Here is a 25242-nt window from a genome sequence, read left to right as displayed (position 1 = left end):
GTATTTTGTCCCGGTCTCCGAATGGAAACCCGGCAGGACTATCTTGCTTCCTTACATTAAGAATCCTAACAGGATACCGGCGGCAACAGCTGAACCGATTACACCTGCTACGTTCGGACCCATAGCATGCATCAACAAGTAGTTGGTAGGATCGTATTCCAGACCGATAACTTGTGAGATACGTGCAGAGTCGGGAACAGCAGATACACCTGCGTTACCGATCAACGGATTGATCTTATTATCTTTCTTGAGGAAGATGTTGAATATCTTAACGAACAACACGCCTGAAGCGGTAGCAATGATAAATGACAATGCACCCAGAGCAAAGATCTTGATAGAATCGAGTGTCAGGAACTCAGATGCCTGAGTAGAAGCACCTACTGTCAAACCTAATAAGATAGTGATCGTATCAATCAACGGACCGCTGGCTGTATTGGCCAGACGACGGGTTACACCACTTTCTTTCAACAGGTTACCGAAGAACAGCATACCCAACAGAGGCAGACCGGAAGGAACCAGGAAGCAAGTCAGCAACAGACCGATAATCGGGAAAATCACTTTCTCTGTGTGAGAAACGGCACGTGGCGGTCTCATGCGGATCACACGTTCGTGTTTGGTGGTGAGCAGACGCATGATAGGTGGCTGTATCACCGGAACTAACGCCATATAAGAGTAGGCGGATACCGCAATGGCTCCCATTAAGTTAGGTGCAAGTTTGGACGAAAGGAAGATGGCCGTCGGACCGTCTGCACCACCGATGATACCAATAGCACCGGCTTGCATCGGGTCAAAGCCCATTTCCAATGCGATCATATATGCACCGAAGATACCAAACTGAGCAGCTGCACCGATCAGCATCAACTTCGGATTGGAGATCAGTGCCGAGAAGTCAGTCATAGCACCGATGCCCAAGAAGATGAGCGGCGGATACCAGCCGGATGTTACTCCCTGATACAATATGTTCAATACAGAACCTTCTTCATATATACCGACTTTTAGTCCGGCATCCATATTGAAAGGTATGTTACCGATCAGGATACCGAATCCGATAGGAATTAACAACATCGGTTCGAACTCTTTGGCTATAGCCAAATAGATGAAGAACAAACCAACGAGGAGCATCACGACATGCCCAATTGTCGCATTGGCAAATCCCGTATAAGTCCAGAAGTCGGCAAGGTTATTTCCTAAAAAGTTAATAAAATCTCCCATATTATTCAATAATTACGAGGTCATTACCTTCAAGAACAGAATCTCCCTTGTTGACATTGATGGCAGTCACTTTGCCGTCTTTGTCTGCATTGATATTGTTTTCCATTTTCATGGCTTCCAATATAATGATAGTTTGGCCTTTCTTCACTGTATCACCTACATTTACTTTGATGTCAAGGATAACGCCTGGCAGTGGGGACTTGACACCCGATTTGCCGGTAGAAGGAGCTGCTGGTTTCACTACTTGGGTAGTCGGTGCAGCCGGTGAGTTAGGTAAAGGACGCACTACTGCCGGTTTGGGAGTCGTTTTCGGTTGTTTCTCCATTTCTACTTTGTAATGCGTACCGTTCACTTCTACATGAGCGATATTATCTTCAATATCTCCGATGGTTACTTTATATGAGTTACCGTTGATTTTATATTTATATTCTTTCATCGTTTTATCTTTTTAGGGAATGATTTACTTTCTGTTAGGATTTTCACGCAAGGTGTAAATCTTCGAGCTCCACGGTGAATAACTGCGTTTCACGCGAGTGATGGTCAGTACCGTTTCTTCTACATCGTGCACCTCATCCTGCATCTCGTGTAGCGCCATAGAAATTGCAGCATAAACTTCACCCGGAGCTTGTGAAAGCTCTTTCGCCTCGACTTTGTCGATGCCTTTAGCCTTCATCGCATTGCGTTTGCTCAAATTGACCGCAACCTTACCTACAACTTTGAAAGCAATGAAGAGAAGAATCAATCCGCAAAATACTACACTCATGGCCGAAATAGACATACCAATGCCGGCAGAGTCATGTTCTTCGAATTTTTCCATCTTAGCATTGCTGTTAAGAGTCTTATTGTTGGTGCTCGGGGTTACATATTTATCACTGCTTCCACCTTTCACTTCCCAGTCAGCTACTCCGTCGCTTACGCGTGCGTAAGATTGGTCAGGTCCCAGTGCATTTGCCGGAACTACGATCTGGTCAATTATATTTCTGCCGGAATCAAAAAGACCGATCCAGTTGGCTGTTTCAGGATTCAGTTTGAAGCTGGTGTGGAAAGTACCACGATTGGGCTCGCCATCTGCCCAAAACAGAGCGTGTTGGCGTGGTTTCACCAAAGTTAGTACATCACCTTTCGGGATAAAATAGGTAATTGTATCACCCGGCTGACTGCTCACCTTCAGCAAGCAACCTGCCAAGTCTGCACTACCGTATGATCTGTTGAATATTTCAATCCATGCACTGTGCAAACCGTAGTCATCCTGAAAGTTATTTTGATTGTCTATCAGGACTTCGTTCAGCATTAGCTTATTGTTTGACTTTTGCTCACCGCAGGAAGTCAATCCAATCAGCAACAGTAAAGAAAAGAATATTCCGATTTTGGTTTTGTTCATAATCGTTCTTGTTTTAATGTGAAAAGTTAGATTACAACGGAATATTACCATGTTTCTTTGCTGGGTTAGACAGTTTCTTTGTCTGTAACTGCTGCAAAGCACGGATAACACGGAAACGAGTGTTACGTGGTTCGATTACATCATCAATGTAACCATATTTGGCAGCATTATAAGGGTTAGCAAACAGTTTTGTATATTCTGCTTCTTTTTCGGCAAGGAACTGAGCCGGATTTTCCTGTTCTTTTGCTTCACGTGCGTACAATACTTCTACTGCGCCGGCACCACCCATTACAGCGATTTCTGCTGTCGGCCATGCATAGTTCATATCACCACGAAGTTGTTTACAACTCATTACGATGTGAGAACCACCATAGGATTTACGCAATGTGATAGTTACTTTAGGTACAGTAGCTTCGCCATAAGCATACAGCAACTTAGCACCATGAAGAATAACGCCATTGTATTCCTGGCCTGTTCCCGGAAGGAATCCCGGTACGTCTACCAGCGATACGATAGGAATATTGAAAGCATCGCAAAAACGAACGAAGCGTGCGCCTTTACGGGATGCGTTACTGTCAAGTACACCGGCAAGATACTTAGGCTGATTAGCCACGATACCTACCGACTGGCCGTTGAAACGGGCAAAACCGATAATAATATTTTTGGCGTAATCTTTCTGGATTTCCAGGAATTCACCATTGTCCACGATAGCGCTGATTACTTCGTACATGTCATACGGTTTGTTAGGACTATCAGGAATAATATCGTTCAGAGAATCTTCCAGACGATCGATTGGATCTGTGCAATCCACGTATGGAGCTTCTTCAAGATTATTTTGAGGAATATAGCTTAGCAATGTGCGGATCAATGCCAGACCTTCTTCTTCTGTTTTTGCAGTGAAATGAGTAACGCCCGATTTGGTAGAGTGAACGCTTGCTCCGCCGAGGTTTTCCTGGCTTACGTCCTCACCGGTAACAGTTTTCACTACTTTCGGACCTGTAAGGAACATGTAGGAAGTACCTTCCATCATCAGTGTGAAGTCAGTCAGTGCCGGAGAATAAACGGCACCACCGGCACAAGGACCAAAGATACCGGAAATCTGTGGAATGACACCCGAAGCAAGGATATTGCGCTGGAAGATTTCTGCGTAACCTGCCAAAGCGTTAATACCTTCCTGGATACGTGCACCACCCGAGTCGTTGATACCGATACAAGGAGCACCCATCTTCATTGCCTGATCCATAATCTTACAGATCTTCAGTGACATAGTTTCCGACAGTGAACCTGCAGTAACGGTAAAGTCCTGTGCAAAAAGATATACGAGACGACCTTCGATAGTACCGCAACCGGTAACTACACCATCACCCGGATAGTGTTTTTTCTCCATGCCGAAGTTCGTGCATCTGTGCTCAACGAACATGTCCATTTCTTCGAAGCTACCCTCATCCAACAGCATGGCTATACGCTCACGCGCTGTGTATTTCCCTTTTTCATGTTGCTTCGCAATTGCTTTTTCGCCGCCTCCGATGCGTGCAACGGCACGGCGTTCAATAAGCTCTTTAATTTTTTCAAGTTGATTACTCATGAGTTCTTGTTGTTTTTTTAGAGTTTATGATTAGTGTTCGCAGAGTTCTGTCAGCACACCCAGTGTTGATTTCGGGTGAAGGAAAGCGATATTCAGACCTTCGGCACCTTTACGGGGAGCCTTGTCAATCAGGCGGATTTCTTTGCTTTCTGCTTCTGCCAAAGCATTAGCTACGCCATCTTCTACGGCAAATGCTACGTGATGAACACCTACACCTTTGTTTTCAATAAATTTGGCAATGGTACTTTCGGGGCAAGTCGGTTCCAACAATTCGATTTTTGTTTCACCTACCTTTAAAAAAGCGGTTCTTACTTTTTGATCTTCTACTGTCTCGATGTTGTAACATTTCAGACCTAATACGTTCTCGTAGTAAGGAAGGGCTTCTTCGATGCTTTTAACAGCAATGCCCAGATGCTCAATGTGTGAAATCTTCATAACTATATTTTTTATATGGTTTAATTATGTGCTTATATGGCATAAAACAGCACAAAGAAAGACATTTCTTGTCTAATAAAGAAATATTTCAGCATTTAATTATTGGGGAATAAAGCATAAAAAATGCTCCGGATGGATGCTAAAGATGGGTTTTGTAATCTTGAGATTACATTTAGACATAAAATTTGACCAAAAGATTATTCAGCCATGTCCAGCTGATGCGGAACCAACGGCGGGTACTACTTTGTTTGCCTCCGAATCGGAGCACAAAATCGCGATAACCGTGCTTGCGGAAAGGAAGTCCTACATCCATAAACTCCATGTGGCGGAATCCCCGTTCATGGGCATCTTCAAGTGCTTTCCACACGGCCAGTATGCCGGGCGATTGCAGTGCGTATGTCTTTCGCATTCCTCCCGAAAACCAGATAAAGGCATTGTCTCCGGAGTATATGCAGACGGAACCACCGATAATTTTTTCTTTGTATTTTACTATGAATATTTTTGCCTGTTTGCCTTTGATAAGCATGCTGTTCATATGGCGGAAAAAGTCATTGGCAGGGAAGTATCTCCGTATCCGTGAAGAATAAACCTTGTGCAACATTCGAGAGAATTCCTTAATTTCTTCCACCGTATGAGCTTCTTCTACTTTCGCTCCGTTTTTGAGTCCCTTTTTGATTTGCCGGATACGAGACGGGCTGAAACGATCTTCTGCTTTCTGTGTACTGTGCAGAGAATTGCGGACACGCAGCCAGTTGACCGGGAAAAAGTCGTTCTTCCGAAAAAAACGATAGCCGAACATTGAATTATCCAGATTGCGAAATTCAATAAGAATACAGGTGCGCGACGCTTCCTGAGTAAGATGTTCCAGCATTTCACCGAAAATTTCTTCTTCTTTCTCTTTACTTGCCGGGAGAGAGTTGTTCAGAAATTCGCCTGCACCATATACTACACATTGTTTGACAAGGGAGGAGGGGAGCCACTTTTTGGTCTTGCGTATGGCAGCAAGCAGACGTGCCACCGGTCTGCCTTCTTCTGTCGCCACTATCAGCAGTGGAGTGTACCCTGGAGTCGATTCATAGATCTGAAACAACTCCTTGGAATGGAATGTGTTATTCCCCGGTAAGTCGGGAATATCTTTTCCGCGGTAATATGTCGTTAGTTTAAGTGGCATCCAATTACAAATTTACACTTTTTATTCTTCATTCAACAAAAAAAAAGAGATTTTGTTGGTTTACCCTAAAGTTTGTCTTTTTGTTCTCTTCATATATTTGAGGAAAAAAGGAGTTGGAAAAGCGAATTTTCGTATTATTGCCATCTTTTTGTGAGTACAGAAGTAAAATGGAAACGTCTATGTAAAAGATTTACTCTAATTGTATTTTACTAAACAAAGAAAATTAATATTAACTTTAAATTAAGACGAATGAGAGAGAATGCATTTGTTGAAGCTTGGAAGACACAGCATAGACGCGTTTCCATGATTTTGGGGTTGACTTTATTGTGTGCCCCCTCTGCCATATCTGCTTATGCAGAAAATGGAGTGAATGATACTACCGTGCAAGCCGTCATGCAAACAAAGACTGTGAAAGGAACTGTCTTGGATGAAAATGGAGAACCGTTGATTGGTGTTTCTATTGTGGTGAAAGGTACGAGCACAGGTACAATTACTGATTTTGATGGTAAATTTTCGATTAATCTTCCGGCTGGAAGTAAAGAATTGGTTGTTTCTTATATAGGATATAAAGAGCAAACTGTTGCAGTGACCGGAAATGCACCGCTGAATCTAAAGATGGTGCCAGATACACAAGCTTTGGATGAGGTCGTAGTTATTGGTTATGGTGCAGTGAAGAAACGTGATTTGACAGGTGCTGTGGCTTCTGTAAAATCGGAAGATATTACCATGAATCCGGGAGTGAATCCGATGGATGCGTTGCAAGGTAAAATTGCAGGTCTGGACATCACTAATTCTTCCGGTCAGGCGGGTTCGTCACCAACAGTTCAGTTGCGTGGTACCCGTTCTTTACAGTTGGATGATGATGGTAATATTTCTTCCAGTGCATTCAAACCGACTTATATTATTGATGGCATGCCGGGTGATATTGCTACATTGAATCCCAATGATATTGAATCTATTGAAGTATTGAAAGATGCTTCTTCTACCGCTATCTACGGTTCAAGTGGTGCAAATGGTGTTATTATTGTGACAACAAAAGGAGCTAAGAGTGGAAAGCCGGTCATCAATTTCAATGCTTATGCCGGAACTACTTTGGGTGCCCGAGTTCCTAAAATGCGTACAGGTGACTCATATCTTAATTATATAAAAGATTCATATAAGCCTGTCGGTACTACGAATGAGGAAGAAATTTTTGGTGAAAGATATGATGCTATCAAAAATAACCAATGGGTAAATTGGGGAGATGAAGTTTTACATTCAGGTTTGAAGCAGAACTATAGTATTTCTGTAGCAGGGGGGACTGAGAAGACGAAAGCTTATTTCTCACTGAACTACACTGATGAGAAGAGTATGTACGAAAATGATAACTACAAAGTATACTCTACCCGTGTCCGTATAGATCAGGAAATCAATAAGTGGATTAATGCCGGTATTAATGTTCAGGCATCTTTCTCCAACAAGAATTCGCGGAATGCGGTTTTAGAAAGAGCGTTGTTCTCTACACCTTTGGGCGTTCCTTACAATGAAGATGGTTCTATCACAGAATTCCCGATTCCCGGTTCATCATCAGACCCGAATCCATTGGCAGATGAACAGGATGGGGTTTATAAGAACAATACAAAAGCAGGAAAGGCGTACGTTGACGCTTATCTTGAATGGAAACCGGTAAAAGGTTTATCTGTTAAGTCTCAACTTGGTGGCAGTTATTCTCAATCCCGTTCAGGTAAATTTATGGGAGAAGGTTCTTATAATGTGTTGAAAGGTAGTACGGTTGCGTATGGTGAAGCTACCAATAAGACAGGTTATAATTATAAATGGGAAAATATCGTTGCTTACCACAATACTTTTAATAAAGATCATGACCTGACTGTGACAGGTGTTACCTCCTGGAATTATAATCAGAGTGAGGAGTATTATGTCTATGGTGAGAATCCGGCAACGAATGATATGTTGTGGTATGCATTACAGAATGCTGATAATAAGAAACTGAGCAGCAAATATCTGATGTCCAAAGGAATGGGCTTTATCGGACGTGTCAATTACTCATATAAAGGTAAATACTTGTTCTCTGCTTCCGGTCGTTATGAAGCAGATTCTCGTTTGTCAAAGGACAACAGATGGAATCTGTTCCCTGCTGTTTCCGTAGGCTGGAGAATTTCAGATGAAGCATTCATGGCTGGAACAAAGAACTGGCTGGATAACTTGAAATTGCGTGTCGGTTATGGTGTTGCCGGAACTACTGCCGGTATCGCTGAGTATAGCTCAATGGCATCTTTGGAAAATGTAACTACTTCTTTGGGTGGTATGACTGTTCCGTCAGCTAAATTTACGGAATATATTACTAACCGCAATCTAACTTGGGAAAAGACCCATGACTTGAATATTGGTATTGATGCCAGCTTTCTAAATAATCGTATTGATCTGACATTGGATTTATATAAGACAAAGACAACGGATGTTATTCTTTCGCAAGCATTGCCAACTTCTATTATGGGTAATTATAACGGCAGTATTCCTTATAAAATGAATAAGAATGCTGCTGAAACAGAAAATCGTGGTATTGAAATGGCTCTTAATACCCGCAATATTGTGAAGAAGGACTTCACTTGGAGTTCAACAGTGACATTTACTGCTAACAAAGAAAAAATAAAATCTTTGATTGATGGGCAGGATATGATGTTCAATGCAAAGAAGGGGGACATGGTGTTTAAAGTAGGTGAGGGAGTCGGTTCTTTCTATAAATATAAGGTACTTGGTATTTGGCAGTATAGCGAAAAAGAAACTGCCGCTTTGTTCGGGTGCGAACCGGGTGATATTAAGCTGGATTTACCTAGTGTGAAAAAAGACGGAAATGGTTACTACTATATGAATCCTGAAGGAGAGCGCGTTGATATTACTGCAGAAAACCCCTACAGTGTGCGTGCGGATTATGACCGTCAGGTAATAGGACGTAATACTCCGGACTGGACGCTGGGTTTCAAAAACAACTTCAGGTACAAAGACTTTGATTTGTCTATCTTCCTTTACGCACGTTGGGGACAGATGATGAACTATGGTAGTGTAATAGGTAAATATTCACCTAATCCGGATTATAACATTCCTACTTATTTTACTTACTATGATAAGACAATCGAGGCAGATCAGAATGTTTTGTTCTATGCTATTGACCAGACTAAGGATAGAAGTGCGTATGAGGGATATGATTCTATGTATTATGTGGATGGTTCATTCTTTAAACTGAAAAACGTAACATTAGGCTATACGCTGCCTGGTAAACTTACAAAACGTTTTGGTATCAGTAACTTGAGAATTTATGCGACAATGACCAATCTGTTTACTTATTCGCCAAGCAAATATGTGAAGAATTACGACCCGGAAATGAACGGCAGCATTAACTTCCCATTGTCTCGTGATTGCATATTTGGTCTTAATTTAACTTTCTAAAAAATAGCAATATGAAAAAGATATATAGTTTAGTTCTACTTGTTGCCGGAGTTTTTTCTTGGGGCTCTTGCAGTCTTGATGAAGTGAACCCCAACAACTCGGGGCAGTTCTCCGATGGTTCTTATACATTGGAAACTTATAAGGCATTTACTAACTCGTGTTATACAGCCTTGATCAATAATATCTATCAAAGTAGTGATTACCTGGTTTGTACCGAAGCGGGTACTGATATTTGGGAAGAACCGAAATCGGGTTCCAGTTATCAACGTTACCATAGTTATAACGGCATGAAAACCGATGATAGCTATTATTATAAAGTGTGGCAATATTCTTATCTGTGCATTAATAGCTGTAATATTGTAATTGATGGAGCAGAGAATGTAACAGGAGATGAGAATGATATCAAAGAATGTGTGGCACAGGCCAGATGTCTGCGTGCTTACTATTATATGAATCTTGTGGAACAGTTTGGCAATATCGATTTGCAGTTGAAAGCTGCTGACAGTGAGAATATTTCTTTTGCGGCTCATCGTTCCACCGTCCCCGAAATTTATGCTGCTATTATCGAAGACTTGAAATTTGCCGTAGAGAATTTACCCGTAAGTTTCAGTGACTACTATAGTCGTGTTACGAAGAAATCGGCTATGGGATTATTGGCCCGTGCATACATTAATGGTGCCGGCTATGATTTGAAAGATACCGATGGAGTCAGCTTTCTGGAAAAAGCTTATGATACAGCAACAACCATGATTAATAACAAAGCGACTTATGAGTGGTATATGCATCCCACCTTTGCCGATGTATTCAATGAGAATAATAATCGTGACAATAAAGAAGCCTTGTTTATTGCTGCGGGTGCTGAAAGAAATTCAGATGCTTACACTAATGGTAACTACTCACAGAGTGAAATGTTCCGTCATTTCTTACCTTCTTTAGGAACGTATACGGATTTGGGATTGGTAGACAAAACTTCAAACTTTGTTTATGGTCGTCCTAATAGTAATATCTTCTTGCCTTCCAAATACCTGATGGACTGTTTTGCGGCTGATATGAATGACACTCGTTTTCGTTATTCATTTATCTCTGCTTACTCGTCTTATTCCATACCGGCATGGGGGGCCACTTATGAGTATGGAGGTTCTGCGTGTGCTAAAGAAATCACAAGCACGCTTGCTACTAAGTTTGGTATTCCGGCATCTAATATAGGCAAGAAAGTGTATCCTCATTTTAATTTAGAATCCAATAGTACAAATGACGCTAATTACTGTCAGTTGGCTATCTGGAATACAGATGGAACAACTAAAACTACTCAGGAGAAAACAGAAGGTAACATCCTTCATCCTGCCCTGCCTTTAGATCCGGCTGAGGCTCATCAATATGCCATTTATTGTTCTTTGAAGACTTTGACAGAAGAGGAAAAAACTCAATATCCGGGCTTGGTTCTTAATGTATATGACTTATATGATGAGAATGGTACGGCACGTGCTACTTATGATAAACCTAGTACGGGTAGTTCATTGTGGTTGTCTATCTATCCGGCTCTTTCAAAGTTCAATATGCCGGGTAATAAATTTGTAGGTGCAAATGTTCAGAAAAAAACGATTGATGTGATGATAATGCGTATGGCAGAGGTTTACCTGATTGCAGCCGAAGCGTCTGTTCGTCTGAATAAGGGAGATGCTGCAGGATATATCAATGTACTCCGTACGCGTGCCGGTGCCGGTACTGTAAGTGAGTCACAGGTTGACCTGAATTATGTTTTCGATGAGTATGCCCGTGAGCTTTGCGGTGAGTGTTCCCGTTGGTATTTGCTGAAACGTAACGGAGCTTTTGAAACTCGCTTGGCTAGCTACAACAAACGTGCTGCTGAAAGCTTTAAGAAAGATTTCTATCTGCGTCCTATTCCTACCAAGTATCTGGAGGCTATTAATAATCCGGCAGAGTTTGGTCAGAATCCTGGTTATTAGTCTATTACTTAATAATCGATTATAAATAATAAAGCCGGACAGGAATTATTCCTGTCCGGCTTTATTATTTATGCATACTTTTTCTTATTTTTGCGTATCAACAAAACATTTCTAAAAGCGTTACGATTATGTTAGATGAAATACTTGCTTATAACAAACAGTTCGTTGAGAACAAAGGATATGAAAAGTATATTACCAATAAATATCCTGATAAAAAAATAGCGATCTTATCTTGTATGGATACCCGTTTGACAGCATTGCTTCCTGCTGCACTGGGCATTAAAAACGGAGACGTGAAAATGATCAAAAATGCGGGAGGTGTTATTTCCCATCCTTTCGGCAGCGTCATTCGTAGTTTACTGGTTGGCATCTTTGAGCTGGGTGTGGAAGAAATAATGGTGATTGCTCATTCAGACTGTGGTGCATGCCATATGCATAGCGAAGAAATGCTCGAAAAAATGAAGGCGCGTGGCATTAAAGCTGATTATATTGATATGATGCGTTTCTGTGGAGTCGATTTTCACAGTTGGCTGGATGGGTTTGAAGATACCGAAAAGTCTGTAAGGGGTACTGTCGATTTTATCGTACGCCATCCTTTGATTCCGTCAGACGTGAAGGTTTATGGATTTATTATAGATTCTACTACCGGAGAATTAACTCGTATTGTATAGGAAAGTTATTGTTCTGGTTCCGTTGAAAGTGGCCTGTGATTATGGTGACGCTATCCTGTTGTGATACCGTCACTATAAGCGTCGGATAGCGTCACTATGTCTGCCTCATAGCGTCACTATCCTGAGTACAAAAAAATAAGGCAGCTTTTTATCGGCTGCCTTTATCTTTCTGCGATTATATACTTTCTTTGCCTCATGTACTCGTTTGTAACAAACGGGGTGCCCGTGTTCTTTAATTTCTGCCTCACGGCTGGCTTTACGATTCGCTTTAATGTAATCGTCTTGTGTAATTCGTTTTTTCATAATGAATATATTTCTCAGTGCAAAGATACAATTTCATTTCTGATTACGGTTGGTTTGCGTTATCTTTGCATACATAAATTAAATGAAAACGGAAATAATATGGAAAATTTCAGTGAACTGATAAAGAATCGCCGTAGTATGCGCAAATTTACTGATGAGGAGTTGACTCAGGATGAGGTCGTAGCTTTGATGAAGGCTGCCTTGATGTCACCTAGCTCCAAGCGCAGTAATAGCTGGCAGTTTGTAGTAGTCGATGATAAAGAAATGCTGAAAGAACTGTCTCATTGCAAGGAACAGGCCTCTTCTTTCATCGCAGACGCTGCTTTGGCTATTGTCGTGATGGCAGATCCGTTGGCGAGTGATGTCTGGATTGAAGATGCTTCTATTGCTTCCATCATGATACAGTTGCAGGCGGAAGATTTAGGATTGGGCAGCTGCTGGGTGCAGGTTCGCGAGCGTTTCACCGCAACAGGAATGCCTTCAGATGAATTTATTCATGGAATTCTGGATATTCCTTTACAGCTTCAGATTCTTTCCGTAATTGCTATCGGGCATAAAGGGATGGAACGTAAACCATTCAACGAAGAACATCTCCAATGGGAGAAAATTCATATCAATAAGTTCGGAGGAAAATAACGATGGGAGCTGTCAAAGCCAATAATAATAAAGATACTTATAAGGCAACTGCCGTCACCTTTATTGTCATCGGAACTCTTTTTCTGATCAATAAACTACTTCCTTTCGCCTCTATCGGTTTGTCTTGGGTGATGAATAAGGACAATTTATTGTTGTATGCCTCTATTTGTTTTTTGATATTCAAACGCGATAAGTCGGTTGGTTTTGTGCTGTTGGGACTTTGGTTGGTGATGAATATCGGTCTGGTGATGTCATTGCTGGGTTCATTGTCCGGCTATCTGTTGCCACTGGCATTATTGATCATCGGAATTATTTTATTTTGGGTCTCAAAACGTTGAAGAAACAATGAAAAGAAGTATAGAAGATACACCTATTGTGTTTCTCGGTGCCGGAAATCTGGCGACTAATCTGGCAAAAGCACTTTACAGGAAAGGATTCCGTATTGTGCAGGTATACAGTCGGACAGAGGAATCGGCACGTACCCTGGCCGATGAGGTAGAAGCAGAATATATTACCGACTTAAAGGAGGTTTCGAAAGAAGCAAGATTATATATTATTTCATTGAAAGATGCCGCTTTCGTAGAACTTTTGCCTCAAATAACTGAAGGGAAACAACATGCACTGTTGGTACATACAGCAGGCAGTATCCCGATGAACATTTGGGAAGGTTATGCGGAGCGTTACGGAGTATTTTATCCCATGCAGACATTTAGCAAACAACGGGCGGTTGACTTTCGGGAAGTACCTTTCTTTATTGAGGCCAAAAGGCCGGAGGACGTCGAATTGTTGAAAGCTGTTGCCGGTACGCTCTCTGAAAAGGTGTACGAAGCCGATTCCGAGCAGCGCAGGAGCCTTCATCTGGCTGCGGTCTTTACTTGTAACTTTACGAATCACATGTATGCCCTCGCTGCCGAACTGCTGGAAAAGTATCATTTGCCTTTTGATGTGATGCTTCCTCTGATTGACGAGACGGCACGTAAAGTACATGAACTGCCTCCTTGTGATGCGCAGACCGGACCGGCTGTACGTTACGACGAGAATGTGATCAATAAACATCTTTCTATGCTGGAAGACACTCCGGCATTGCAGGAAATTTATAAATTAATGAGTAAAAGTATCCATGAGCACCATCAATTATGATCTATCCCGTATCAAAGCGCTGGCTTTTGATGTGGACGGGGTCCTGAGTTCGACAACAGTTCCGCTGCATCCTTCCGGAGAACCGATGCGTACAGTAAATATCAAAGACGGCTATGCCATCCAACTGGCGGTAAAGAAAGGGCTTCATATTGCTATCATTACCGGTGGGAGGACAGAAGCGGTACGTATCCGTTTTGCAGCATTAGGAGTAAAGGATTTGTATATGGGCTCTGCCGTTAAAATCCATGATTACCGTGACTTCCGTGATAAATACGGCTTGTCTGATGACGAAATACTCTATATGGGTGATGATGTACCAGATATGGAAGTGATGTGTGAGTGCGGGCTGCCTTGTTGTCCTAAAGATGCTGTTCCGGAGGTAAAGTCGGTTGCAAAGTATATATCTTATGCAGATGGCGGTCGTGGTTGCGGTCGTGATGTGGTGGAGCAAGTGTTGAAAGCTCATGGTAAATGGATGGCAGAAGATGCCTTCGGTTGGTAAATAACTAAATTGTAACTGAAAACATGCTTGAAAATTTAGATAAGTATCAGATTATATTAGCCTCCAACTCTCCCCGTCGGAAAGAATTGATGTCAGGCTTGGGGGTAGACTATGTGGTCAGAACATTGCCGGATGTGGACGAATCATATCCTGCCGATCTGTCCGGCGCTGAGATACCGGCATATATTTCCCGTGAAAAGGCAGACGCTTACCGGGCCATTATGCAACCGGGAGAACTGCTGATTACGGCAGATACCATTGTCTGGCTGGATGGAAAAGTACTTGGAAAGCCGGAAGGCAGGGAAGGAGCCGTTGAAATGCTTCGTTCTTTATCCGGTAAATCGCATCAGGTTTTTACCGGCGTTTGTCTCACGACCACTGAATGGCAGAAGAGTTTTACAGCTGCATCTGATGTGGAATTTGATGCCTTGTCCGAAGAAGAAATTCAGTATTATGTGGATAAGTATCAGCCTATGGATAAAGCGGGAGCTTATGGGGTGCAGGAATGGATCGGATATATAGGGGTAAAGTCTATTTCCGGCAGCTTCTACAATATAATGGGACTCCCCATACAGAAACTGTACGGGGAGCTGAAGAAATTATAATAAATCCAACATTAACGGGATATCCTCTTCTTGAATACCTTGTTTGAGAAGAGCTTCCTCGTCTTTCCGGAACATTTCCAGGAAGCGTTCACGGTTTCCATTGGCCGTAATTGACTTACCATATAAAGCGGCTGCTTTCTGGATATCTCCCATTGCCCAAGCGACATGTCCGGCGTTCATATAGTCGATGGCCAATGGCTTCTGTCCGATGATTTTTTCGTAATATTTCATTGCTTGTTCGTACTTCCGGCTGATGAATGAACACCATCCGATACCACGCCATGCTTTTATACAATTGCTTTCGATGAAATCCAGTTTGAAAAAATAATTGGCTGCTTCTTCGTATTGACCGAGTTCAGCCAGGCAACTGCCGATGTGGAAAATAACATTGGTGCTTTCCGGTGTAGCTTCTTCCACCTTTTTATAGTAGCTCAGTGCTGCCTGATAATTTCGGTTTAGCCGGTAACAGATAGCCAGATGGCGGTTGTTCCAAATATTATCCGGTTTCAATGTATCTGCTTTCAGATAAGCATCGATGGCTTCTGCATACTTCTTGTTTTTTTGCAGAGCATATCCCAGTTTCTGATAATATTCCGCACCTCTTCCTTTCAGTGCTCCGATCGTTTCCATTTCCTCATACACTTCTATCGCTTCATTCCAACGTTCTTTCTTTAAATAGAAATCAGCAATCGGGAATAGGATATATTCATTATACAGTACGTTATTAAGTGCAGGAATGTGATGCAAATCGAGTTTCTCTTTGAAGATATCTCTGAACTCATGACGGCGTACGCTAAGTTTGAAGAAACGGTACAGATCGTGCAGATATTGATTGCTGACTGTTCCCGGTCGTTCATTGAATTTCTTCATTGTTTCCGCGTTCGATTTTTCAGACAGTTCCGCCACTTGTTGCTCTCCAAGTTGACTCAGCATCATGTCTTGTTGAGCTTTAGGCAGCTGCCGGATCGTAAAGAAGAGTGAATATTTATCGCTGTTACTGAAAAATCCTGATTGGAGAATTAAATCCAGTAATGTGTTTTTTTCGTTTCCTTCCTGTTTTAGTTGTTTGATGACATCAGACTGTTGCTTACTGAATGGGTAAAACCAATTCTGTACTTCCCGAAAAAACGGATAGCTTTTGAGTGCCGCAAATGTACTCATATATACATCGGCCCCTTCCAGTTGCAATTCATTCATTTCGCGCAATTTGTCTCCCAGACCCGACTGTTCGAAAGCATCCGCCCAATCCGGGTTCTTGTCATCATTCTCTTCCTCATTCTCCTCAAAGCCGAATCTCATGTTTCGCATAGACGAAACATTCTTCAACATCTCGGGAATGATTTCTTCTCTCATTTTCTTGTCTATCTTTTCCGTTTCCTGACATAATAACATCTGGTGATAGATGCGTGCCACATCCTCTTGGAAGGAAGAAATCTCATCCATGAACTCAACCCTTTTGATCAGGTCGGGGTAGAGGGAAAGACGGTTTCTATAGATATGGAAAATGAAAATCACACCTACCAGTGCACGTTGGCTGGCATTGACGTCCGGGTGGCGGTAAGCGTCTAGCAACCACATAACTTTACGCAAGTCAAAGCATTCCATCAGACTTAATGTAACAGCACTGATAAACAGGCACAGGTCGTTCACCGGCAACAGTTCGGAGATAAGCATGGATTGTGCATCCTCTTCCTCTTCAGGAGTCCATGAACTGTTGGTCCATGTTTGCAGAAACATAAATTTGAGTGTATCTTCATGCCGTTTCAGTACATCGTCCATTTTCTCGTCGGATAACAGCCCGCTGACTGCCAAGTCGTCATTGAATGACTCCAGCATATGCAGCAGTTTTTTTAGAGTGTATGCTGACAAATCTTCCGATCGGGGAGTACGGCGTACCTCGTGATAATATCTTGATGAGGCGTTATCCAGCATGAGCAGGCGCGAACGGTCGGCTATTTCCCATGTATCAGCCACAAGTTTTCTGTATACATTCCAGCGTTCAGGGTCATTCGCTCCCTGGCGCATATACTCCAGCATATACTTGTAGGAGGTTTGCAGCTGCTCCATACGGTTACGTAAATCCCAGTCCGGACATTGCCAGAGCAGGGACTCCAACTGCATCAGAGCTTCCTTAAGTCTTTTTTCTTCTAGTAGAGAGCGTATATAGGCGTATTGTTCATTGATCGTTTTTTCGTTCATAATGGTTCAATTATTTATATGTAATAGAACAAAAAGGATGCCAAAAAGTTAGAATCTGACTTGCACCTGTGCCTGTATCATATTAGAATCCTTCTGTCCGTCTCCTTTTTTATCACAAAAAGTATATTGTGCCTGTACACGACATCTGGGGTAAAACCAGTATTGTAGTCCGGCAATGTAATTATTTTGTTTGAAATCAGCCGCCTTGTTCGGATTGAAATAATCGAAAGAGGCAATGAAATCGAAATTTTGTACTAAACGTACGCTGCCTGTCGCATAGAATCCTTCACTTTTTACGTTTTTGTCTTTTCCTGCGAGATATTCCGTACGGAAATTGAAAGCGGAAGTCGTGACGACACCTCCCAGGCTCATACGTTTCTTTGCGTAATTTTCTCCTGTTTTGATTCCTGAATATTGCGAGTCGGCTATGGCATGCCCGGTCCCCCGAATGAAAGATCCTCCTACGGATAGCCATTTGTTAGGATACACCATCAGATTGCCGACTACATCTTTCTGACTGTTTTTATCTTTGGTATTTAGCCCCTGTCCGTTCATGACGGCAAATTTGTATTGCAGGAAATCATGAAAAAGTTTTCCGTGAATCATCATACCAATGTCTCGTCCGGAAGTCATCCCATAACATTTGTCACTACCGCTGACTCCTGCCAGATAGCAGACTGACTGCGAATAACAGTTGATCAATTCTACTGTGGTGGGAGACAACTCGTTCTCAATGGTATAAGGTACTTTAAATTCTCCGATACGTGCTGTAAGTCCGGAGAAAATCCGGTAATCCGTATATACTTCGAGCAACATGCCGCCATTGTAGAAGTCATACATAAAATCGCATGTCCATCTGTCGGTGATTTTACCGTGTGCCATGAAGATGATCCGTTTGATGTCGAATGTGTTGTCCGGATTGGCAGCGTCATCGTATGTGTACCCCAGTTGTGCATAACCGGCCAGACTGATCCGTTCTTTCAGCGTATTGACAACTTGGTTCAATGGTGTTTTCTCCTGTGCTGTGAGCGTATTCTGTATACCGGACAGAATGAACGCGATCATTGAGAGTTGTAAGAGTGTTTTTCGCATGTGACTTGTTGTTATTTGATAGTGGTTGAATTTGTTTTTATAAAAGTTGTATCTATCAGATGATGATGGTCGGAATATGTCTGAGATATCCGGTTGTTTGCTTTCAGCCAGGATACTGCTTTATCTAGGTCGTCAGCTGAGGCCCGCTCCGCTTTTCTGTAAACAGGAAGTGCGATGAGGCCGGTCAGGTTTTCCGGGACACCGATCTCTATCAATACCTGTTTCCATTCTTTTTGAGGGTGCATTTTTATATAGTCTATTCCCAGATTATATCCGGTGATTAGTAGTTCGATTTCTTTTCTTTTTTCGTTGATCGCTTTTCGGGAGAAGGCAGTAGTGGTGAAGTCAATTCCCAATTCCTGTGTACTTATCAGAGACCGGTGCCGGGCATTCATTGCAATAGAGGCTGCCGGGTCGGGGAGGAAAGATGCGTCAATCTGATCGTATTGAAGCATTTGCAGGCGGAGAGGAAGCTGGGCTATTTCCGGTTTGTTCACTTCGGCTTGGCTGATTCCTGCTTTGTTCAGTAGCTGCTCGGTTGCATATTCGATAATGGTATTGCGTGAGACAGCAATATTTCTTTCTTTGAGTTCTTGAAGTTGGTTGATGCCGTTCTCTTTGGAGACGATAAAACAGAAATAACCGTCATTCTTCAGTATGATTCCTAAGTCGGTATGGTGGATAGCCTGTTGAGTTACCGCACTGAGATAGTCAGTAATCATGCCATCTATTGATTGGGTTTGAAAAGCTGCGTCGCGGTCATTGGCGGAATTGAAAGGAAGAATGGTTATATCCAAGCCCAAAGAGTCGTAGATTCCTTGTGCTTTGGCTATGTGAAAGGGAAGTCCGTCCAGCGTCGGAAGTATTCCCAGCGTGAGTGGTTGCAATTCCGTTGAAGGCAAAAAGACACTTTCTCCTTTTTTTCTTTGGCAAGAATAAAGGAAGAAAAGGAGGATACAGAATATGAGTGCCGCTCTCTTCATGCCTGAATGGATGGATAAGGTATAAATAAGGGCAACTCTTTTCACAAAGAACTGCCCTTGTAACACTTAATAGTACTAAATCATTATTCATTAATAGCGGCGATACCCGGAAGAACTTTTCCTTCGATTGCTTCGAGCAATGCGCCACCACCTGTAGAAACATAAGATACGCCGCTAGCCAGACCAAACTTGTTGACACAAGCTACAGAGTCGCCACCACCCACAAGTGAGAAGGCACCGTTCTTAGTTGCTTCAACGATAGCTTCACCTACTGCACGTGAGCCGTGAGTGAAGTTTTCGAATTCGAATACGCCTGTAGGACCGTTCCAAAGAATAGTCTTGGATTCTTTGATTACGTTAGCGAAGATTTCTTCAGTCTTAGGACCGATGTCAAGACCTTCCCATCCGTCAGGAATTTCGTCAACAGCACAGAACTGAGTGTTAGCGTCGTTAGAGAAAGCGTCAGCGATCTTGGCGTCAACAGCCAATACAAGGTTTACACCTTTTTCTTTAGCTTTCTTGATCAGATCTAAAGCCAGGTCAAGTTTATCGTCCTCACAGATAGAGATACCGATTTTACCACCCATTGCTTTAGTAAATGTATAAGTCATACCACCTGCAATGATCAGGTTGTCTACCTTGTTCAACAGGTTTTCGATGATTTCGATTTTGGAAGAAACTTTAGAACCACCCATGATAGCAGTGAACGGGCGTTTGATGTCGTTCAATACTTTATCAACAGCTTTTACTTCTTTTTCCATCAGGTAACCAAACATCTTATTGTTGGTATCGAAGTATTTAGCGATCAGAGCTGTAGAAGCGTGTGCGCGGTGAGCTGTACCGAACGCGTCGTTTACGTAACAGTCAGCGTAAGAAGCCAATTTCTTGGTAAATTCTTTCTGGCTTTCTTTTACAGCTTTCTTTGCAGCCGCTTTTTCTTCGTCTGTAGCATCTTCAGCCAAACCTCTTGGCTTGCCTTCTTCTTCAGCATAGAAGCGAAGGTTTTCGAGCAACAGAACTTCTCCCGGTTGCAGAGCAGCAGCTTTTACTGCAGCTTCTTCGCCCATGCAGTCGTTAGCGAACTGAACTTCAACGCCCAGCAGTTCAGACAGATGTTTGATGATATGTTTCAAAGAGAATTTGTCGGCAACGCCTTTCGGACGGCCCAAGTGAGAACCGATGATGATGCTACCGCCGTCAGCCAAAATCTTCTTCAAAGTAGGAAGAGCTGCACGCATACGAGTGTCATCTGTAATGTTGAAGTTTTCGTCCAGGGGTACATTGAAGTCCACGCGAACAAATGCCTTTTTACCGGCAAAATTGAATTTGTCAATTGTCTGCATAATACTCTATTTTTATTTAAAAGTGTTTTTAATATTCTCTTTTTTGATCGACCGCAAAGTTACTATTTATTTCGGTTCCTTGCTATTAAATCGTTATTTATTCTTGGCTTTTGGTGCCTCTTTTGTAACTTTATAAGTGTTACAGAAATATTTGCACATCATTTGCAAACCGCAGGTGTCACATTTCGGGGTACGTGCCTGACAAACATAACGACCGTGTAAAATAAGCCAGTGATGGGCTATGGGAATTAAGTTTTCCGGAATATTCTTTACCAGTTCTTTCTCTACGCTGAACGGAGTCGTACAGCTGTCCGGCACCAGACCGATACGGTGACTGACACGGAAAACGTGTGTATCTACCGCCATTGCCGCTTTATTGAATACAACGGACTGAATCACATTGGCGGTCTTTCTTCCTACACCGGGGAGTTTAATCAGATCCTCCATGTTGTCGGGTACTTTGCTATTGAAGTCATTAACCAGCATTTTGGCCATCCCTACCAGATGTTTGGCCTTGTTATTCGGATAAGACACGCTCCGGATATATTCGAAAATAACTTCCGGAGTACTGGCAGCGAGAGCTTCCGGGGTAGGGAAGTCCCTGTAGAGAGGGGGAGTGATCATATTCACTCGTTTATCCGTACATTGTGCAGAGAGAATGACGGCGATCAGCAATTCATACGGATCATTATAATGTAATTCTGTTTCGGCTACAGGTACATTTTCCTGAAACCAGGCAATAACTTTTTCATAACGTTCTTTCTTTCTCATCTTAGTTTGTTTTTATGGTAGTGAGGCGTTACTTTTAATTTGAAATAAACAGCGGAGACGACTGTCAGGCAGGCACCGAAAAGATACGCTTTGTCAAACGAACAGATTTCGGCTATATACCCTCCGGTCAACATACCGATACCGATTCCTACGTCCCATGAGGTCAGGTAAGTAGAAGTAGCTGTCCCCCGCTGGTTGTTGGGAGCAAGATTCACGAACAGGGTGTTGAATGCCGGAAACATAATTCCGAATCCGATACCCATGAGTAGGGCAATTCCGAAAAACAGTATGGTACAGACTGTATCATTCCATTGAATAAGGTACACGCAGGATGCGAGCAGGAAGAAACTGACTACAACCAGATAAAGTCCGGCGGCAATCACTTGCGTTATTTTTCCCCGGTCTACCAGTTTGCCTGAAAATATTCGGGAAATCGCCATACCAATCGCCATAAAGGTAAAGAAGAAACCTGTTTGTGTATGAATTCCTATTTCCCGGGCATACATGGCAACGTAGTTGGTGGTCATTCCGTAAGGTATGGAGAGCAGCAGCAAGCTAAGTCCCGCAGGCATTCCTTTCAATAAAATAAAACGGTCGAGTGAAATCGGCTCTCGCTTCACGGGCGGTTTATAAGGTGTTTTTACCAGACTTGCAGACAGGAATCCCAGCATACAGGAACCGAGCGCATAACAAAATATAGTGGCGAAAGAAACTCCTCCGTCATGTAAGAACAGCCCGAACATCGGCCCGATGGACATGGCGATATTATTGGTCAGTCCATAATATCCTAGTCCCTCTCCTCTGCGGGAAGAAGGCATAATATCAATAACTACTGTATTTCCGCCTACCGTGACCATGCCGAAAGAGACTCCATGAATAATTCGGAATATAATAAATAAGGTGAGCGAACCGGCAATAAGATATCCCGCAAACATCAGCATAAAGATGAAATAAGCGAAGAGATAAAGTGGCTTGCGGGCGAATGTATCCAACAGATAACCAGAAAACGGGCGAATACAAAGTGCAGCTACCGTATAACAGGAAAGCACGATGCCGATAGTGGAATTTCCAGCCTGAAAAAACTCGGATAAATAAAACGGCAAAACAGGAATCAGCAACCAGAAACCGAAGTAGAGCAGGAAGTTGGCTGCCAAGATGAAACAATAACCGGGAGTAATGAGTCTATCCTTTGCCATAATAATAAGCATTCAATTTACTAATGAAGATAATCAGTCAATGTCCTCAGTTAGTGTCATTGTTATATTGATAGAATGCCAATGTCCCGATTACCGTTTGACGGTTTTATCGCGGACATTGGCACACTGGTAGATTTGCACTTAATAGGCCGCTTCGAATTCCTTTAAGAAGCGTGTATCATTTTCAGAGAACATACGAAGGTCTTTCACCTGATACTTCAGGTTAGTGATGCGCTCGATACCCATTCCGAGAGCATATCCACTGTAGACTTTGCTGTCGATGCCGTTTGATTCGAGCACGTTCGGATCTACCATACCGCAGCCGAGGATTTCCACCCAGCCGGTATGTTTGCAGAACGGACAACCTTTACCGCCACAGATGTTACAGCTGATATCCATTTCGGCACTTGGCTCTGTAAATGGGAAGTAAGACGGACGCAGACGGATTTTAGTATCCGCACCAAACATTTCTTTAGCGAAAAGCAGCAATACTTGCTTTAAGTCGGTGAATGATACGTTTTTGTCTACATACAATGCTTCTACCTGATGGAAGAAACAGTGTGCACGGTAGCTGATAGCTTCGTTACGGTATACACGTCCCGGACAGATAATGCGGATAGGAGGTTTTGAAGTTTCCATCACACGGGTTTGTACGGAAGAAGTATGAGTACGGAGCACAACATCCGGATGAGCTTCGATGAAGAATGTGTCCTGCATATCGCGTGCCGGATGATCCTCGGCAAAGTTCAGAGCCGAGAATACATGCCAGTCGTCTTCAATTTCGGGACCTTCGGCAATACTGAATCCCAGGCGTGCGAAGATATCGATGACTTCGTTCTTTACAATCGTAATCGGATGACGTGTACCGAGTTCTATCGGATAAGCCGAACGGGTCAGGTCCAAGCCGTCACAACTGTTATCCTGACTTTCGAACTGTTCTTTCAGCGCATTGATTTTGTCCTGCGCTTTAGTTTTCAGTTCATTCAGTCTCATGCCGACTTCTTTTTTCTGTTCGGCAGCTACGTTACGGAAATCCGCCATCAAATCGTTAATGGCTCCCTTCTTACTCAGGTATTTGATGCGGAGAGCTTCGAGTTCTTCGGCATTGGAGGCGTGCAAAGCTTCTACCTCTTTCAGAAGTTGTTCAATCTTAGCTATCATATTTTTGATGTATTGTTATTCAGTTTCTTAGTAAAAACCGTGCAAAGATATAATTTTATCACGAACCATCGAAATAATTTGTATCTTTGTTGCCGACATGTACCGAAAATCGGGGAGCACATATGAAAAAGATTGTTATTTCTCTTCTACTATTGACATTATCGTTTCGCCTGTCAGCTCAGATTGATTATCTGGAGCCGGTGAAGCCTTTTACTACCTATACTGGTGAGTTGGGTGAGTATTATCGGAATGTATTTTCTTTGCTTAATACAGGTTTTCAACAGCCTCCTTATGCGCGTTACGTGGCAATTCCTTCTTTTTCGCCGGAGTATGCAATGTCGGTAGAGAAGAAGAACGGGCGTTGTCTGCTGATTGCAAATACATTGTCGCGCACCTATTGGCAGGCAGAGAAAGGGACGGTGAAGGTAGAAACGAAATCAGTGCCGATCAGTCAGTCTTTATACCAGTCTTTGGGAGCTATTGCCCGTTTGGTGACAAGCCAGATACAAGATATGGACGGTTCCACAGCCGGGTTGGATGGAGTTGTTTATTACTTTTCTTCGACAGATGCAAAAGGGAAAGAGATCATGGGGCGGAAGTGGTCGCCGATGAAAGGAACTTTGATGGAGCGCCTTGTGTTGGTGTGCCAGTCGGCTTACATGTTGTCTCAGGGAGAAAATATCTCCGAACAAGCGTTGGCAGAGGAAGCCAATGCTCTGTTGAAAGAATTGGAGACTCGTGCGAAAGAACAACCGGATGCTTATAAAAAGCCGGTGTATGTAGGTATTTACTCGGTGGGGGTGAAGCAGAGGAGCCCTTCAGGCAAGGAGATAGAGGAATTACCTCACTTACCCGATAGTTGCCCGAATGAATATGTTGCTGCCCGGATGGTTTATCCTGCGGATTTGTTGGCTAAGAATATTTCAGGATATGCCTTGTGTGAGTTTACCATAGATAAGGAAGGAGTCATTCTTCGTCCTCATATTCTGAAATCTACCCATCCGGAGTTTGCGGAAGAAGCTCTTCGTATTGTGAAGGAAATGCCGAAGTGGACTCCTGCGCTTGTGGGTGGTAAGCCTGCTGACAGTACTTATACATTGTATGTGCCTTTCCGCCCTCAACTGTATAAAGAGCAGGTACGTGAGCGTGGTTTGTCCAAAAAAGATTAAAGTCCGGAACTTTTCTTATTTTATATTGTATTATTAGCGTAACCAATTTAAAATAGAAAAGATATGGATGATATGATTAACAGACATGATTCGATTGCCGAAGAGAACATCGAACCGAATGGTCGCCCGGCAACAAACGAGTTTGAGGAATGGAGTGACGAAGTTTCTGACCGTGCAGATAATGTTTTTAAGAAAGACAAGAAAGAGGGTCCTGTTAAGGATCGTGAAAAGCGAATCAAAGAAATGGATGAAGTAATAAAAAAGGACCTTGAATAA

The 25242-nt window shown here is 42.7% G+C and carries 24 protein-coding genes; 10 read left to right on the top strand and 14 right to left on the bottom strand.

The features are described 5' to 3' along the window. Positions 1-51 precede the first annotated feature (51 nt). The 6 genes from K6V30_RS22015 to K6V30_RS21990 all read right to left on the bottom strand — a co-directional run bounded on the left by K6V30_RS22015 (position 52) and on the right by K6V30_RS21990 (position 5784). Positions 52-1212, bottom strand: a complete 1161-nt coding sequence (locus K6V30_RS22015) for a sodium ion-translocating decarboxylase subunit beta (protein WP_010538921.1) — start codon at positions 1210-1212, stop codon at positions 52-54. Between the two features lies 1 nt (position 1213). Further along, entirely contained in the window at positions 1214-1648 is a 435-nt protein-coding gene (locus tag K6V30_RS22010) for an acetyl-CoA carboxylase biotin carboxyl carrier protein (RefSeq protein WP_010538920.1), read from the bottom strand. Between the two features lie 24 nt (positions 1649-1672). After that, positions 1673-2593 carry an OadG family transporter subunit gene (locus K6V30_RS22005; RefSeq protein WP_010538919.1) on the bottom strand — a complete coding sequence of 307 codons (921 nt, stop codon included), beginning with the start codon at positions 2591-2593 and terminating at the stop codon, positions 1673-1675. Positions 2594-2624: 31 nt separating this feature from the next. Further along, positions 2625-4178 carry an acyl-CoA carboxylase subunit beta gene (locus tag K6V30_RS22000; protein WP_010538918.1) on the bottom strand — a complete coding sequence of 518 codons (1554 nt, stop codon included), beginning with the start codon at positions 4176-4178 and terminating at the stop codon, positions 2625-2627. A 30-nt stretch (positions 4179-4208) separates the two neighbouring features. Continuing rightward, on the bottom strand, positions 4209-4613 hold the full coding sequence (gene mce / locus K6V30_RS21995) for a methylmalonyl-CoA epimerase (protein WP_010538917.1): 405 nt from the start codon (positions 4611-4613) through the stop codon (positions 4209-4211). A gap of 172 nt (positions 4614-4785) precedes the next feature. Further along, positions 4786-5784: a GNAT family N-acetyltransferase gene (locus tag K6V30_RS21990; RefSeq protein ID WP_022301441.1), complete on the bottom strand. Its 999-nt coding sequence runs from the start codon at positions 5782-5784 to the stop codon at positions 4786-4788. 249 nt (positions 5785-6033) lie between these two features. Here K6V30_RS21990 and K6V30_RS21985 point away from each other — a divergent pair, with 249 nt between their 5' ends. The 3 genes from K6V30_RS21985 to K6V30_RS21975 all read left to right on the top strand — a co-directional run bounded on the left by K6V30_RS21985 (position 6034) and on the right by K6V30_RS21975 (position 11866). After that, positions 6034-9228 carry a SusC/RagA family TonB-linked outer membrane protein gene (locus K6V30_RS21985; RefSeq protein WP_022301440.1) on the top strand — a complete coding sequence of 1065 codons (3195 nt, stop codon included), beginning with the start codon at positions 6034-6036 and terminating at the stop codon, positions 9226-9228. A gap of 11 nt (positions 9229-9239) precedes the next feature. Continuing rightward, complete coding sequence (locus K6V30_RS21980) at positions 9240-11195, top strand: RagB/SusD family nutrient uptake outer membrane protein (protein ID WP_022301439.1); 1956 nt, start codon at positions 9240-9242, stop codon at positions 11193-11195. A 128-nt stretch (positions 11196-11323) separates the two neighbouring features. After that, on the top strand, positions 11324-11866 hold the full coding sequence (locus tag K6V30_RS21975) for a beta-class carbonic anhydrase (RefSeq protein ID WP_010538913.1): 543 nt from the start codon (positions 11324-11326) through the stop codon (positions 11864-11866). Between the two features lie 105 nt (positions 11867-11971). Here K6V30_RS21975 and K6V30_RS21970 read toward each other — a convergent pair whose 3' ends face one another. Next, positions 11972-12169, bottom strand: coding sequence for a hypothetical protein (locus tag K6V30_RS21970; protein WP_055270197.1), 198 nt, complete (start codon positions 12167-12169; stop codon positions 11972-11974). A gap of 99 nt (positions 12170-12268) precedes the next feature. On the opposite strand from K6V30_RS21970, the gene K6V30_RS21965 reads away from it, so the two are divergent. Genes K6V30_RS21965 through K6V30_RS21945 form a run of 5 tightly spaced genes read left to right on the top strand, consistent with a single transcriptional unit; the run spans position 12269 to position 15052 of the window. Next, positions 12269-12805 carry a nitroreductase family protein gene (locus K6V30_RS21965; protein WP_010538911.1) on the top strand — a complete coding sequence of 179 codons (537 nt, stop codon included), beginning with the start codon at positions 12269-12271 and terminating at the stop codon, positions 12803-12805. Positions 12806-12807: 2 nt separating this feature from the next. Continuing rightward, positions 12808-13143: a hypothetical protein gene (locus K6V30_RS21960; protein ID WP_010538910.1), complete on the top strand. Its 336-nt coding sequence runs from the start codon at positions 12808-12810 to the stop codon at positions 13141-13143. 7 nt (positions 13144-13150) lie between these two features. Further along, the gene (locus K6V30_RS21955) at positions 13151-13945 is read left to right on the top strand and encodes a Rossmann-like and DUF2520 domain-containing protein (RefSeq protein WP_010538909.1); all 795 of its coding nucleotides are present in this window, start codon (positions 13151-13153) and stop codon (positions 13943-13945) included. Next, positions 13926-14447 carry a KdsC family phosphatase gene (locus tag K6V30_RS21950; protein ID WP_010538908.1) on the top strand — a complete coding sequence of 174 codons (522 nt, stop codon included), beginning with the start codon at positions 13926-13928 and terminating at the stop codon, positions 14445-14447. Before K6V30_RS21955 ends, K6V30_RS21950 begins: the two co-directional genes overlap by 20 nt. 23 nt (positions 14448-14470) lie before the next feature. Continuing rightward, positions 14471-15052, top strand: coding sequence for a Maf-like protein (locus tag K6V30_RS21945; RefSeq protein ID WP_010538907.1), 582 nt, complete (start codon positions 14471-14473; stop codon positions 15050-15052). Here the strand turns inward: K6V30_RS21945 and K6V30_RS21940 are convergent. From K6V30_RS21940 to pheS, 7 genes are all read right to left on the bottom strand, one after another. Next, positions 15047-17251 (bottom strand): tetratricopeptide repeat protein, encoded by a 2205-nt coding sequence (locus K6V30_RS21940; RefSeq protein WP_010538906.1) that lies wholly within the window; start codon positions 17249-17251, stop codon positions 15047-15049. The two genes, K6V30_RS21945 and K6V30_RS21940, sit on opposite strands and share 6 nt — an antisense overlap. 48 nt (positions 17252-17299) lie before the next feature. After that, a complete protein-coding gene (locus K6V30_RS21935) occupies positions 17300-18343 on the bottom strand; it encodes a porin (protein ID WP_022301437.1) in 1044 nt (347 codons plus the stop codon). Between the two features lie 11 nt (positions 18344-18354). Beyond that, entirely contained in the window at positions 18355-19326 is a 972-nt protein-coding gene (locus tag K6V30_RS21930; protein ID WP_029425646.1) for an ABC transporter substrate-binding protein, read from the bottom strand. Between the two features lie 83 nt (positions 19327-19409). After that, entirely contained in the window at positions 19410-20669 is a 1260-nt protein-coding gene (locus tag K6V30_RS21925; RefSeq protein WP_010538903.1) for a phosphoglycerate kinase, read from the bottom strand. A gap of 93 nt (positions 20670-20762) precedes the next feature. After that, positions 20763-21440 (bottom strand): endonuclease III, encoded by a 678-nt coding sequence (nth, locus tag K6V30_RS21920; RefSeq protein ID WP_010538902.1) that lies wholly within the window; start codon positions 21438-21440, stop codon positions 20763-20765. Beyond that, the gene (locus tag K6V30_RS21915; protein ID WP_055270195.1) at positions 21437-22636 is read right to left on the bottom strand and encodes an MFS transporter; all 1200 of its coding nucleotides are present in this window, start codon (positions 22634-22636) and stop codon (positions 21437-21439) included. The genes nth and K6V30_RS21915 overlap by 4 nt, the downstream gene beginning before the upstream one ends. Positions 22637-22777: 141 nt before the next feature. After that, complete coding sequence (pheS, locus tag K6V30_RS21910) at positions 22778-23797, bottom strand: phenylalanine--tRNA ligase subunit alpha (protein WP_055221940.1); 1020 nt, start codon at positions 23795-23797, stop codon at positions 22778-22780. Between the two features lie 122 nt (positions 23798-23919). Here pheS and K6V30_RS21905 point away from each other — a divergent pair, with 122 nt between their 5' ends. Both K6V30_RS21905 and K6V30_RS21900 read left to right on the top strand, forming a co-directional pair. Beyond that, on the top strand, positions 23920-24966 hold the full coding sequence (locus K6V30_RS21905) for an energy transducer TonB (protein WP_055270193.1): 1047 nt from the start codon (positions 23920-23922) through the stop codon (positions 24964-24966). A 63-nt stretch (positions 24967-25029) separates the two neighbouring features. After that, on the top strand, positions 25030-25242 hold the full coding sequence (locus K6V30_RS21900) for a hypothetical protein (RefSeq protein WP_010538898.1): 213 nt from the start codon (positions 25030-25032) through the stop codon (positions 25240-25242).

The organism is Bacteroides faecis (assembly GCF_020091505.1).
Classification (GTDB): Bacteria; Bacteroidota; Bacteroidia; order Bacteroidales; family Bacteroidaceae; genus Bacteroides; species Bacteroides faecis.
The sequence above is the reverse complement of the archived record's forward strand: the minus strand, read 5'-3'. Positions and strand labels throughout refer to the sequence as shown.